This window comes from Kitasatospora sp. NPDC059812, assembly GCF_042732075.1.
Classification (GTDB): domain Bacteria; phylum Actinomycetota; class Actinomycetes; order Streptomycetales; family Streptomycetaceae; genus Kitasatospora.
This window is the reverse complement of the sequence record NZ_JBHWIO010000062.1, coordinates 1-13009: the sequence shown is the minus strand read 5'-3', so window position 1 is coordinate 13009 and position 13009 is coordinate 1. Positions and strand designations below refer to the sequence as shown.

General features: G+C 72.7%; 9 protein-coding genes. 6 read left to right on the top strand and 3 right to left on the bottom strand.

The window, feature by feature from the left end:
* Window positions 1–48: 48 nt before the first annotated feature.
* The 5 genes from ACFV6D_RS26775 to ACFV6D_RS26755 all read left to right on the top strand — a co-directional run bounded on the left by ACFV6D_RS26775 (window position 49) and on the right by ACFV6D_RS26755 (window position 5422).
* On the top strand, window positions 49–1128 hold the full coding sequence (locus ACFV6D_RS26775) for a helix-turn-helix transcriptional regulator (RefSeq protein ID WP_380561356.1): 1080 nt from the start codon (window positions 49–51) through the stop codon (window positions 1126–1128).
* Between the two features lie 158 nt (window positions 1129–1286).
* The gene (locus ACFV6D_RS26770; RefSeq protein ID WP_063345941.1) at window positions 1287–1919 is read left to right on the top strand and encodes a hypothetical protein; all 633 of its coding nucleotides are present in this window, start codon (window positions 1287–1289) and stop codon (window positions 1917–1919) included.
* A gap of 53 nt (window positions 1920–1972) precedes the next feature.
* Window positions 1973–2569: an RICIN domain-containing protein gene (locus ACFV6D_RS26765; protein ID WP_063345942.1), complete on the top strand. Its 597-nt coding sequence runs from the start codon at window positions 1973–1975 to the stop codon at window positions 2567–2569.
* A 490-nt stretch (window positions 2570–3059) separates the two neighbouring features.
* Entirely contained in the window at window positions 3060–4607 is a 1548-nt protein-coding gene (locus ACFV6D_RS26760) for a Na+/H+ antiporter (protein ID WP_063345943.1), read from the top strand.
* A 110-nt stretch (window positions 4608–4717) separates the two neighbouring features.
* Complete coding sequence (locus ACFV6D_RS26755; RefSeq protein WP_063345944.1) at window positions 4718–5422, top strand: hypothetical protein; 705 nt, start codon at window positions 4718–4720, stop codon at window positions 5420–5422.
* A 34-nt stretch (window positions 5423–5456) separates the two neighbouring features.
* Here ACFV6D_RS26755 and car read toward each other — a convergent pair whose 3' ends face one another.
* The 3 genes from car to ACFV6D_RS26740 form a co-directional block, all read right to left on the bottom strand.
* The gene (car, locus tag ACFV6D_RS26750) at window positions 5457–9338 is read right to left on the bottom strand and encodes a carboxylic acid reductase (protein ID WP_380561355.1); all 3882 of its coding nucleotides are present in this window, start codon (window positions 9336–9338) and stop codon (window positions 5457–5459) included.
* 148 nt (window positions 9339–9486) lie between these two features.
* Window positions 9487–10683, bottom strand: a complete 1197-nt coding sequence (locus ACFV6D_RS26745) for a cytochrome P450 (RefSeq protein ID WP_380561354.1) — start codon at window positions 10681–10683, stop codon at window positions 9487–9489.
* Between the two features lie 30 nt (window positions 10684–10713).
* A complete protein-coding gene (locus ACFV6D_RS26740) occupies window positions 10714–11547 on the bottom strand; it encodes an SDR family oxidoreductase (RefSeq protein WP_380561353.1) in 834 nt (277 codons plus the stop codon).
* A gap of 297 nt (window positions 11548–11844) precedes the next feature.
* Here ACFV6D_RS26740 and ACFV6D_RS26735 point away from each other — a divergent pair, with 297 nt between their 5' ends.
* Window positions 11845–12933 (top strand): NADH:flavin oxidoreductase, encoded by a 1089-nt coding sequence (locus ACFV6D_RS26735; RefSeq protein WP_063345949.1) that lies wholly within the window; start codon window positions 11845–11847, stop codon window positions 12931–12933.
* Window positions 12934–13009: the final 76 nt, after the last annotated feature.

Here is a 13009-nt window from a genome sequence, read left to right as displayed (position 1 = left end):
CCGATCGGCGCGTGGGTGGGGGTACGAACAGCGTGTTAGCTTCCCGCCATGGGATTACGTGGGGCTCGTGGGGTGGCGGCGCGGTCGGCGATCGAGGGGATGCGGGAGCTCGCCGGGGAGGGGTTGACGGCGCCGGAGGTGTTCCGGCGGGCGGACGAACTGCTGCGCCCGGTGCTGGAGTTCGACGCGGTGTGCTGGCACACGGCGGATCCGGCGACCGGTTTGGTGAACTCGGTGCAGAGCGAGGACCTCAGCCTGACGGCGTACGAGCACGCCGTCAGGCTGGAGGTCTGGGAGGACGACCTGGCGACCTTTCCGAAGATCCGGCGCAGCGGGGTGCAGGCGGAGACGCTGAGCCGGGCGACCAAGGGGCGCCCGCAGGAGAGCGTGCGGTTCCGGGAGCAGGTGGCGCCGGCCGGATTCGGGGACGAGCTGCGGGCGGTGTTCGACGCGGCGGGCGGGATGTGGGGGTGCGCGGCGTTCATGCGGGCCCCGGACCGCGGCCCCTACCTGGGGCGCCAGCGCGAGCTCGCCGACACCGCCGCCCGCCACCTGGGCAACGCGCTGCGGGCGAGCCACGTTCCGGCCGGCGCGCCGGACCACGAGGACGCGGGGCCTGCGGTCCTGATGCTCGACCGGCGCAACCGGCTGCGGGCGATGTCCGGCCCGGCCGAGGACCTGCTCGACCGGCTGGCCGACCCCACCCCCACCTCGCTCAGTATCCCGACCTCCGTGGCGATGGCCGCCGAGCACGCCCGCCGGGCGGCGCACGGGCTGGCCGCGCCGCAGACGCCGGTGCGGGTCCGCACCCGGGACGATCGCTGGTACCTGCTGCACGGATCGGCGCTGCGCGGTGACGCGGCGGCCGACGAGGTGACGGTGGTGGCCACGCTCGCCTCGCCGGCCGAGGTGATGCCGCTCTACCTGGCCGCGTACGGGCTGACCGCCCGCGAGCAGGAGGTGGCACTGCTGCTGGTGCGCGGCAGCGACACCCGGGACGTGGCCCGGCTGCTCGCGATGACGCCGTACACGGTGCAGGACCACCTGAAGTCGGTGTTCACCAAGACCGGGGTGGGCAGCCGGCAGGAGCTGATCGCGCGGATCATGCTCGGCGGGGGGCGCTGCTGACCCGGGGCCCCGCGCCCCAGGCGCGCGCCCCGCCGTACGCCCCCAGGAATCTGGGATGGCCGCGACCCCGCCGCGAACGTGAAGATTTCCCCACGGGGGATTCACGTCATGCACATGACGGCTCGCAGTGCACCCATTTCCAGCGGAGGAGCACCCTCATGAGCTCGCGCACCCGGCGCACCGCCTTCACCTCAGGAGTCGCCGCGCTGGTCGCGGTGACCGGGCTCGGCCTCGGCGCCGCGCCCGCACACGCCGACACCACACCGCCGACCGCCACCTGTGACCCCGCCCGCGACTACCTGTGGGAGGACATCGCCTCCGCCCGGGTCGAACCGACCGTCACCGACTTCCTCGCGGTCGCGATCACCCCCGGCACCACCGGCAGTTACACCAAGACCCTCAGCGAGGTCGACTCGGTGAGCACCACGATCAACACCAGCACCGAGGTGAGCGCCGAATTCAAGGCGATCTTCGCCAAGGTGAGCGTCAAGGTCGGCTTCTCCGTGGCCAACACCAAATCGACCACCCGCACCACCACCGTCACCGACACCGTGAACTTCAACAGCCCCGGCTACTACGGCCTCTACCGCGGCACCCGAAAGGTCACCGGCGAGTGGGTCCGCTACATCTGCGCCCGCAGCGGGAACACCGGCTACTGGATCAACACCAGCCCGAACGGCCCCGGCACCTTCACCACCTTCGACGTCCCGGAGCAGGGCACCGTCTCCTGCGCCTACCCGGAGCCGGCCGGCACCCTGCGCGCGGCCGCCCGGGCGCGACTCGTCTGCTGATGCCCAGGATCGCGGAAACGACCCAACCCATTTGCTGCGAAAGCGAGTCCACCATGCCCGAACCGCACCCTCGACGCTCCCGGGCCCGACGCCCGCTGAACGTCCTCGGCACGGCGGCCGCCGTCGGCGCCCTGCTGTTCACCGCCTCCCCCGCCGCCCTGGCCGCCCCCACGTCGGCCACCGCACTCGCCGCGGACCCGGAGAGCGAGTACCCCTGCGACCCCGGCCTCTACCGCATCAACACCGCCGGGGCCGACCGGCCGCTGACCGTCGCCCTCTCCTCCGGGAACCACGGCTCGGTCATCCAGTACTTCTGGGGCGACGAGTCGAACCAGAAGTGGCAGGTCTGTCGCAAGCACGCCTCCGACGGCCGCGAGCTGGTGTACTTCCGCGACAGCTGGCGCGGTTGGTGCATGGTCGTCGACCGCTGGGGAAAGGACGACGGCAACTGGATCATCACGGTCGGCTGCGGCGACGTCGTCCCCGAGAACCAGGCGTTCTGGATGGCGAAGGTTCCGGGCAGCAACCGCTTCGCCCTCCAGAACGTGAACTCCGGCAAGTGGGTCGCCGCCCAGAACCACAGCGACGGCCTGGGCTACCAGATCGTCCAGGACAGCCGACCGGACCTGTTCTACCTACAGGCCGTCTGACCGCACGGCACACCACGAGGAACGCCCGTCGTGCCAGGCCGGACAGCCCCGGCCGGGCACGGCGGGTCCGGGGCGCCGATCCGCCGGCCCCGGGGCACACGTCCAAAAATACCGGGTGGGGTATCCTGAAAGAACTGGCCGCCCCATCCGGGGGTGCGACGTGAGGAGTAGCGCGATGTGTCGACGAACCACCTGCCGGACGTGTGGCAAGGCAAGCTACGCGGGGTGCGGCATGCACGTCGAGCAGGTGCTCGCCGGGGTGCCCAAGTCCGGCCGCTGCGCCTGCGACCGGACGAAGGGCAAGGGCGGCGGCTTCCTGGCGAGGCTGCTCGGGCGCCGCTGAGGCACGACCGGCCGGGCACCCTACCGTCCCGCGCAAACGACCCGATAAGATGACTGGCGGTGTGCCGGGAAGTCTGGTCGGCTCGGGGGACGACTGCAGCGCTCGGGCGGCGGCGACCCCGATCGTCGTGATGGGTCGTTTCCGCAAATGCGCGCCGTGGGGATCGTTCTGGTTCTGGTGGTTCTGGCCACGAGCGTGGCCACCTTCGCCCAGCGGTTGCGGGTGCCCGCGCCCTCCCTGCTGGTCCTGGTCGGCCTCGCGGTCGCGATGGTCCCGGGCGTGCCCGCGCTGCACGTACCGCCGCAGGCCATCGCCCTGGTGGTGCTCCCGCCCCTGCTCTACTCCTCCGCCGAGGAACTGTCGCTGCGTGATCTGCGCACGGTGTGGCGCCCGGTGACGATCCTCTCCTTCGGCCTGGTCTTCGCCTCCGCCGCCGCCGTGGGCTTCGTCGCCGTCGCCGTCGCCGGGCTCCCGCCCGCGATGGCGTTCGTGCTGGGGGCCGTCCTGTCCAGCACCGACCCGGTGGCCGTCACCGCGCTCGGCCGCCGGCTGGCGCTGCCGGGGCGCGTCCAGGTGCTGGTGCAGGCCGAGAGCCTGTTCAACGACGCCACCTCGCTGGTGCTGTTCAAGGTCGCCGTCGGCGTCGCCGTGGCCGTGGGCGGCACGGTGGACCTGCCGGCGGCGGGCGGCGAGCTCCTGCTGCTCGGCGGGGGCGGCAGCCTGGTCGGCGCCGCCGTGGCCGGCCTGGTGTGGCTGATCCGGCGCCGCACCGCCGACCCCGTCCTGGAGACGGTGATAGCCCTGGTCACCCCGTACGCGGCGTACGTGCTCGCGGAGTCCGCGCACACCTCCGGGGTGACCTCGGTCGTGGTCGCCGGCGTCCTGCTCGGACGCTCCGGCCACCGCCTCACCGACGCCCGCATCCGGCTCCAACTGCACGCCGTCTCCGCGGTGGTGGTGTTCCTGCTGGAGAGCGTCGTGTTCAGCATCGTCGGCCTGCAACTGCCCGCCCTGGTCCGGGACCTGCCGGCCGGCACCGGCTGGTGGCCGCTCCAGGCGCTCGCGCTGGCGGCCGTGCTGATCGCCGTCCGCGTGCTGTGGACGCTGCCGCTGACCCGCGGGGTCAAGCCCTCCCGCGGCCGGCTGTCCTGGCGGGTCGCCGGGGTCGTCACCTGGGCCGGCACCCGGGGCGTCATGCCGCTGGCGGCGGCCCTGTCCATCCCGCTGCTCACCGCGGACGGCAACCGGATCCCCGGGCGCCCGCTCGTCCTGGTGCTGACCACGGCGGTGGTCGTCCTCACCCTGGTCGTGCAGGGCCTGACCCTCGCCGCCGTGGTCCACCGCTCCGGGCTCGCCCTGGAGCCCGAGCACACCGCCCGCGAGGAGGACGACGCCCGCGACGCCCTCAACCGCGCCGCCCTCGACCACGTAGACCACCTCGCCGCCCTGGAGGTCATGCCCGACACCGCGATCGACCGGGTCCGGCGCGGCCTCGCCGCCCGCCTCGACCGCACCCCCGAGACCCCCGACGGCACCACCGCCGACGCCGCCTACCGTCAACTCCGGCGCGAGGTCATCACCGTGCAGAACGCCCGGCTGCACCGCCTCTACGAGGAACACCTCATCAGCGACACCACCCTGCGCCGCCTCCAGCGCGACCTCGACCTGGAGCAGGCCGGACTCGGGCGGGTCTGACCGGCCTGACCCGGCCGGCCGTGACGGCTTGCGGCCCCCGGTCTTCCGCACCCCCGCACCGCAGGTCAGACTGTCGCGAGCAGTCCGACGCAGCACCGAACGGGGGCCACATGGCACAGGGCAGGAAGAAGCAGAAGCGGCCACTGAGCGCGGCGGCCGCCGCCGCCCAGCGGCCGAAGAGCGCCAAGCGGAAGCCCCGGAAGGACACGCCGCTCGCGCCCCGCACCATCCGCCGGGCGGCGGTCCTGGTCGCGGTGCTCGCCCCGCTGCTGCTCGTCGGCCTGATGGCGCTCGCCGTGGACCCGGACTACTCCGCCCTGTTCACGGTCATCGCCGTGCTGGTGCTCATCTCCTCCCTGGGCGGGCTGATGATGGTCCGGGCCGCCGGCTGGGTGCTCTGGCCCGGCGTCCTGCTGGGGATCCTGCTGCTGGCCCTGCCACCCACCACCATCCGGGCGGAGGTGCTCGCGCACCGTGGGGAGCGGACCGAGGTCGTCGTCACCGAGGCCCACAGCTCGAAGGACCGCAGCGGCCGGATCAGCTGGTCCTGCGCGATCCGCCGCGCGGACGGGAAGCCGCTGCCGCACCCCGAGTTCCAGGGCTCGGGCTGCTCCGGGTCCTCCTCCGCCGGCACCACCACCACCGTCCTCGTCGACCCCGACGGCTGGGCCCCGCCGGCCGGCACGGACCTGGACCTCGCCTTCCTGCACGGCGGCGTCTACGCCCTGGGCGGCCTCAGCCTGCTCTGGGTCCTGCTCGTCACCGCCGCCGCCCGCCGCAGCCTCCGGGAGTCCCGCGCCGCAGCGCCCGCCTGACGGTTCAGGTTCAGGAAGGCGGGCGGTCGGTCCGTCAGGCCGTGTTGCTCTGCGGCACGGTGTAGAGGAATTCCTCGATCCGGTCGATCAGGCCGCCCTCGAACCGGAAGTACACGACGGTCGGGACCTCCTGGACGACCCCGTCGGCCGACAGCAGGTGGATGACGTGCTGCTGGAGCACCTCGTCCGGCTTCTCGAACTGGCGGAGGACCTCGAACCGCAGCGACTCGACACCGGCGGCGAAGGCCTTGAAGTGCACGAGCCGCTCGTCGATCGCCTGCTCGTCCTTGCCGTCGTTCTGCCACACCGTGGCCTTCTCGGTGCACAGCGCCCGGAAGCCGGCGAAGTCGTTCGCCTCCAGCCGCCGCAGACCCGAGATGACCGTCTCGCCGATGCTCTGTGCCATGCCGAACTCCTGTGTCCGTCGGGTCGAATGCGGGGATGGTGGCGCGGTGGTGCGGTGGTGCTCTGAGCGGGGAAGCAGGCCGAGGTGGCGCAGGTCGGTGACGTACTTGCGGACGAGGGCCGCCGACAGGTGCGGGATGTCCTGGTCGGCGCCGACCTTGGCGGCCCGCACGGCGGCCCGGAACCCGGCGGCGGGGATCGCCGACCCGGGGACGGCCTCCCCGGGCCGCGCGAAGGCGCGCAGCAGGGGCAGCAGTGAGTGCTGGCGCTGCTTCTCCGGCAGGGCGCGCAGCGCGGTGGTGATCCGGGCGAGCCAGTCGTCGTAGTCGTCGACCCGCCGGATCGGGTGGCCGGCCTCGATGAGCCAGTCGACGAAGGTGTCCAGGCAGACGCCGTCGTCGTGCGGGTTCAGCGCGTTGAAGGTCCGGTAGCCCTCGGTGGCCCGCGCGCCCAGCGCGGTGACGGCCTCGGCGGTGAAGTCGACCGGCAGGCCGTCGTAGTGGGCGCGCCCGCCGCCCCGGTAGAAGGAGCCCGGGGCGATGCCGGTGGCGAGCAGGCTGAGCAGCAGGCGGGTGAACACGTCGGGCACGTTCAGCTGGCCCCGGTACCTGCCGTGCGCGAGGATCATGTCCGACCGCAGGGTGACGACCGGCAGTCCGCACAGGTCGTGGGCCTCGCGGAGCAGCACCTCGCCGGCCCATTTGCTGGTCGCGTAGCCGTGCGCGTACCCGTCGGATCCGGGCGCGGATCCGCCGCCGGAGCCCCGGGCGAGGTGCCGCACCGGGCTGGTGGCGCGGATGTCGCCGTCCTCGTCGAGGGCCGCGGCCGCGGCCGCGGCGCCGGCCACCACGGCGACGGTGGACACGTAGGTGACGGGCTTGAGCCGGGTGGTGAGTGCCAGCCGGATCAGTTCGGCCGTGCCGACGACGTTGGGCCCGAACAGCTGGTCGTAGGACAGCACGTGGTTGACCAGGGCGGCCGGGTGGACGATCAGGTCCACGGTGTCGGCCAGCCGCTGCCAGGTGTCCTCGGCCAGGCCCAGCCGCTGCTCGCCGATGTCGCCCGCCAGCACCTCCAGCGTCCCGTCGGCCAACTCCCGGTACCGCCGGAGCAGTTCGTCGTCGCCGCTGTCGAAGGCGGCCTCCAGCCGCTTCGCCGCGACGGCGGCGTCGGCGCCGCGGACCACGCAGACCAGCCTGCCGCCCGCGGGCGCCAGCCGTTCCAGCCACTCCAGGCAGAGGAAGCGGCCGAGGTAGCCGGTGGCCCCGGTGAGCAGGACGGTGCGGACGGCGCCGTCGGGGCGGGGCAGCGTCGGGGCGGCGGCGAGCGTCGCCGCGTCGAGGAACCTGTCCAGGGTGAGGTCGCCGGCGCGGGCCTCGGCGGCGTGCTCGCCGTGGACGGAGGCGGCGGTGGGCCGCGCGGCGCCGGAGCGGCGCCGCTCCTCGATGTAACCCGCCACCCGCGCCAGGTCGTTGGCCGGGCTGATCACCACCCCGACCGGGACCTCGACCTGGAAGATCTCCGTCATGAGGGCGGCGAAGGACAGCGCGGACAGCGAGTCCCCGCCCAGGTCGGTGAAGTGCGCGTCGGCGCTCAACTCGGCGCCCGCGCAGCCCAGCAGCGCCTGGGCGGCCCGGCCGACCGTGTCCAGCACCGGCTGGTCGGGCCCGGCCCGGCGCAGGTCGTGCAACCGGCGCTCCTGCCCGTCGGCGAGTTCGGCGTAGAGCCGTTCCAGGGCCTCGCCGTAGCGCTCCCGGAGCCGGGGGCGCAGCGGTTTGTGGCTGTCGGCGAGCAGGCCGTTCGCGGCGCTGAAGGGTTCGGTCTCGATCAGGATGTCGCGCGGGATCTCGTAGGAGTTGAGTTCGGCCTCCTTGGCGATCCGCTGGAGCGACTCGATGAGCAGCGGTTTGAGCGACTCGGTGTCCCCGCCGGCCCTGGCCAGCGCGTCCGGGGCGGGGACGACCACGGCGAGCGGGTAGGCGCGCTCGCTGTTGCCGTACACGAAGACCTGCCGGATCAGCGGGCTGGCGACGAAGGCGGTCTCCAGGCGGGAGACGGCCACGAACTCGCCCTGGGAGAGCTTCAGGACGTCCTTGGTGCGACCGACGTAGACGAGCCGGTCCGGCCCGGTCTCGGCCATGATGTCGCCGGTCCGGTAGTAGCCGTCCGCGTCGAAGATCTCGGCGGTGAGTTCGGGCCGCTTGTAGTAGCCGGGGATGGCGGTGGCGGTCTTGAGCAGCAGTTCCCCGCGCGGGTGCGGCGTGTCGGTCCGGAAGTAGCCGAGTTCCGGGACGTCGACCAGCTTGTAGTCGATGACCGGCGGGCGCTGCACCACCGAGTCGAGCAGCACCCCGCCGGCCTCGGTGGAGCCGTAGCCGGTGTACAGGTGGAAGCCCAGGCAGGACTCGACGAAGGCCGCCACCTCGGCGGAGAGCGGGGCGGTGCCGCAGAAGGCCTTGGTGACGCGCCCGCCCAGGACGTTCTCCCGCAGGTCGGTCTTGACCGCCGTGTCGATGTCGCCGGGTTCGCCGGAGCGCCGGTCCAGTTCGCTGCGGTACCGCTGGAAGAGCAGGTCGCAGATGCGCGGGACCATGGTCAGCTCGGTGGGGCGGACCAGGGCGATGTCGTCGAGCAGGGTGGACAGGTCGCTCCTGGCGGTGAAGTGGCCGACGCCGCCCCGGGAGAGCGAGCCCATCAGCGCCCAGTGGCCGGCGAGGTGGCTCTGCGGCATGTAGTGGACGCTGACCGGGGGCGCGTCCTCCGCACCGTAGCTGAAGCCGTTCCACGCGGTGCGGACCAGCCGCTGGGGGTACACCGCCCCCTTCGGCGTCCCGGTGCTGCCGGAGGTGTAGATGAGCAGCGCCAACGGGTCGTCACCCGGGGCGGCGACGAACAGGGGCGCGGGCGGCAGGCCGGCTCCGGCGTCGATCACGGCGGCCAGCGGGTCGACGGCCACCGGGCGGCCGGCCCCGGCCAGGCGCCGTCGGGCGGATGCGAGGGCGTCGCGCTGCTCGGCGACGTCGGGGCGGTAGTCGAACACGATCACGCGCCGGATCGAGGGCGCCCCGAGGACGGCTTCGACGGCGGTGTCCAGCCGCTCGATGCTCGCCGCGAGGGCGCGCGGTTCGGTCTCCGCGACGATCGGCGCCAGCTGGGACAGCGGCGCGCTGGACTGCAGCGGCACAACCACCACGCCCGCGTGCAGGCACGCGAGGTCGAGCGTGGCGTAGTCGGTGCTGGTGAAGCCCAGGATGCAGAGCCGGTCGCCGGCGCTCAGCGGGTGGTCCGGGTGGTGGTGCCACTCGGTGGCTACGGCGCGTACCCGGGCCCACAGTTCGCGGTAGCTGACGGTCTCGAAGCCGGGCAGCAGGCGCCCGGTCACGGGCTCCCGGGTGCGTTCGCCGAGGGCGGGCCGGTCGCCGTAGCCCTCCATGATGGCCGCCATGGCCTCGGCGAGTCCCTTGTCCGGATCACGCACGGCCGCGGTGATCGCCTCCAGTGGTTCGGCCATGCTGAGCCCTCCCTTAGCGTCCGGCTGGTGTCCGGCATCCGGTTGATGTCCGGCGTCCGGCTGATGTCGACGTGTGAACTGGGGGCGGGCCGGCCGGAGCGGCCGCCGGCCCGTCGGGCCCCGGCGGTCGTTCCGGCCGACGGGCGTCTCACCAGGCGACCGGCAGCGTGTCCGCTCCGCGGATGAGCCGTTCCGTCCGCCAGGTCACCTGGTCGGCCGGCACGGCGAGGTGCAGGCCGGGCAGTCGGCGCACCAGGGATTCCAGGACGACGCGCAGTTCCATCCTGGCCAGCGCCGCGCCGAGGCAGTGGTGGATGCCGTGCCCGAAGGTGACGTGCGGGATGGTCCCCCGGTGGAAGTCGATCTCCTCGGGGCGGTCGAACACCTCCGGATCCCGGTTGGCGAGCGAGAACTCGGTGACCACCGCGTCGCCGGCGCGGACGGTCTGCCCGCCCAGTTCCACGTCCTCGGTGGCGATCCGGGTGAAGCCGGCGGTGGCGCTGATCGGGATGATCCGGGAGAGCTCCTCGACCGCGTCGGGGATCAGGCCGGGATCGGCGACGAGCTCGCGCCACAGCTCGGGCCTGGTCAGCAGCGTGTAGACGAAGTTGCCGATCTGGTTGGCGGTGGCCTCCTGGCCGGCGGACAGCAGGCTGACCCCGAGGCTGACCAACTCCTCCTCGGTGAGCCGGTTCTCCTCGTCCTCCACGGCGACCAGTTCGCCGAGCAGGTCGCTGGTGGGCTCGACGCGGCGCTCGGCGACCAGGCCGGCGAGGTAGTCGTTGAGGTGCCCGCGGTCCCGTGCGGAGCGGGCCGGGTCGGAGAGCATCAGCAGGCCGTCCACCCAGGCGTTGAACCGGTCGCGGTCCTCGACGGGCACGCCGAGCAGTTCGCAGATCATCGTGATCGGCAGCGGCCAGGTCAGCATCTGGGTCAGGTCGGCGGGCGAGCCCGTGGCGATCATGGTGTCGAGCAGTTCGTCGACGATCTGCTGGGCGCGCGGGCGCATCGCCTCGACCCGGCGCACGGTGAAGGGGTTGGCGACCCTGCGCCGCAGCCGGCTGTGCTCCGGCGGGTCCATGCTCAGCATCGAGGTGCGGGGCAGGCCGGCCGAGACGATGCGGGGCACGTCCTCGCCGGCGGCGGCGGCCCGGCTGAACCGGGGGTCGGCCAGCACCGTCCTGACGTCGGCGTGGCGGGTGACCAGCCAGGCGTCGCCGCCGTAGGGCAGGCTCACCCGCAGCACCGGCTGCTCGCCGCAGGCCTCGGCCAGCTTCGGGTCCACGTCGAGCTGTTCGGCCGGACCGAACGGATAGGCCCGCGGCCCTTCTTCTGTCGCGGTCATCGTGTCAGTCCTTCCAGTCCTGGCGGGCGGTCACAGGGACGCGCTCTTGCCGCCGTCGATGACGAGGTTGCTGCCGGTGATCCACGAGGCGCGCCGGGAGACCAGGAAGCCGACGGCCTCGGCGATGTCCTCGGTCTGGCCGATCCGCCCGAGCGGGACCTCGTCGGCCCAGTCCCCCTCCGGTTCCATGCCGAGATAGTCGACGATCTTCTCGCGCGCCTCATCCGCCCCAGGAGTCATCACGTTTCCCGGGGAGATCGCGACGACCCGGATTCCGTCCGGTGCCAACTCGACCGCGAGACCCTTGCTGTACACCTCCAGCGCGGATTTCGCGGCGGCGTAGTGCAGGATCATCGGGTAGGAGGAAATGGTCGCGATGGAGGAGAGGTGCACGATGACCCCGCCGCCCGCCGCGCGCATGGCCGGCACGAGTGCGGCATTGAGCCGGACGGCGGCCAGGAAATTGATGTCGACCGTGTACTGCCAGTCGTTCTCGATTTCCAGCGCGGTCTGGAAGGCCCGGCAGCCGCCCGCGTTGTTGACCACGATGTCGACCCCGCCGAGGGAGTCCAGCGCGGCGTCGGCGAACGCCCGCACCCCGGCCGGCGAGCTGAGGTCGGCCCGGATGAACTTGGCCGCGGACGGGGTGTGTTCGGTGGGGTTGCGGGCGGAGGTGACGACGGTGGCGCCGGCGTCGAGCAGGTGCTGCACGATCGCGGCGCCGATGCCCCGGCTGCCGCCGGTGACGACGGCCCGTTTGCCGTCCAAGTCGTGGGAAATCTGCGCGGTAAGGCGACTCTCGCTCACCCTGGGTTCCGCCACCTTTCGTTCCTGGAAATTCATTTCCGCGGCACTGGTCGGCAAGGGAATCAATTCTCCAGTTGCGACCCAGAAGGCGACGCGGAACCACCTGCACCACTATCCGTGATCTCCCGGACACGGTCAACATGATTGTGTCGATGCGGTGGATCGCCTGAGGCAATGCAGCACGGACAAGAGCACCCGCTGGACGCCGCGATCAACAGGGTCGATAATCGTGAGTTACCCATGTGCAGCCGCCCAGACCGTTTTCCGCACGACCCGGCGGCGATTCGCCGGAGCGGCGGAGAGGGCGCACACGGAATGTTCACACCATGAGTGCCGAGAACTCGGGAGAAAAGCATGTCCAGCTTGGACGAGCCGTTCGTCGTGGGTGATCTGACGGTCCCCAACCGCATCGTGATGGCCCCGATGACCAGGATGCAGTCCCCCGGCGGCGTGCCGGGCGAGGAGGTGGCCGAGTACTACGCCCGCCGGGCCGCCCACCAGGTCGGACTGATCATCACCGAGGGCACCTACGTCGACCGCGCCGCCGCCCGCGCGTACGACCACGTGCCCCACTTCCACGGCGAACAGGCGCTGGCCGGCTGGGCCCGCGTGGTGCAGCGGGTGCACGAGGCCGGCGGCCGGATCATCCCGCAGCTGTGGCACACCGGGGTCGTGCGCACCGGGACGGAGCCGCCCGCCGAAGGCCCGTCCGGGATCGGCCTGGACGGCGCCCCGGCCGGGCGGGCCATGACCCAGCAGGACGTCGACGACACGGTGGCCGCCTTCGCCGAGGCCGCGGCGACCGCCGAGCGGCTCGGGTTCGACGGCATCGAACTGCACGGCGCGCACGGCTACCTGATCGACGACTTCCTGTGGAGCGGCACCAACCGGCGCACCGACCGCTACGGCGGCGACCCGGCCTCCCGCGCCCGCTTCGGCGCCGAGATCGTGCAGGCCGTCCGCGCCGTCGTCAGCCCGGGCTTCCCGGTCTTCTTCCGGTTCTCCCAGTGGAAGGTCGGCAACTACGGGGCCCGCATCGCGCAGAGCCCGGCCGAGCTGGAGCAGCTGCTGACCCCGCTGGCCGACGCCGGGGTCGACGCGTTCCACGGCTCCACCCGGCGCTACTGGCAGCCCGAGTTCGACGGCAGCGACCTCAACCTGGCCGGCTGGGCGCGCAAGCTCACCGGCAAGGCCGCCGTGACGGTCGGCTCGGTCGGCCTGGACCAGCAGTACGGCGAGGGCGAGTTCGCCCAGGGCTACACCAGCCAGGCCGGCGTGACCGGCATCGACGAACTGCTGGCCCGCCTCAAGCGCGACGAGTTCGACCTCGTCGCCGTCGGCCGCACCCTGCTCGCCAACCCGGACTGGGCCGCCAAGGCTCTGCGCGGAAACCTCGCCCGGACCGTCCCGTACGACCCGGCGGTGCTCACCAGCCTGGCCTGACAGCGCCGTTCGACGAACGGGCGCGGGGGGGTGGGGGGGGGCCGGCACCGCCGGCCCGCGCGGCGTCGCCGTCGTC

What these genes read in the sequence shown, in the direction of transcription:
- ACFV6D_RS26775 (WP_380561356.1), top strand. Translation starts at nt 49, where the DNA reads ATGGGATTACGTGGGGCTCGTGGGGTGGCGGCGCGGTCGGCGATCGAG.
- ACFV6D_RS26770 (WP_063345941.1), top strand. Translation starts at nt 1,287, where the DNA reads ATGAGCTCGCGCACCCGGCGCACCGCCTTCACCTCAGGAGTCGCCGCG.
- ACFV6D_RS26765 (WP_063345942.1), top strand. Translation starts at nt 1,973, where the DNA reads ATGCCCGAACCGCACCCTCGACGCTCCCGGGCCCGACGCCCGCTGAAC.
- ACFV6D_RS26760 (WP_063345943.1), top strand. Translation starts at nt 3,060, where the DNA reads ATGCGCGCCGTGGGGATCGTTCTGGTTCTGGTGGTTCTGGCCACGAGC.
- ACFV6D_RS26755 (WP_063345944.1), top strand. Translation starts at nt 4,718, where the DNA reads ATGGCACAGGGCAGGAAGAAGCAGAAGCGGCCACTGAGCGCGGCGGCC.
- car (WP_380561355.1), bottom strand. Translation starts at nt 9,338, where the DNA reads ATGGCCGAACCACTGGAGGCGATCACCGCGGCCGTGCGTGATCCGGAC.
- ACFV6D_RS26745 (WP_380561354.1), bottom strand. Translation starts at nt 10,683, where the DNA reads ATGACCGCGACAGAAGAAGGGCCGCGGGCCTATCCGTTCGGTCCGGCC.
- ACFV6D_RS26735 (WP_063345949.1), top strand. Translation starts at nt 11,845, where the DNA reads ATGTCCAGCTTGGACGAGCCGTTCGTCGTGGGTGATCTGACGGTCCCC.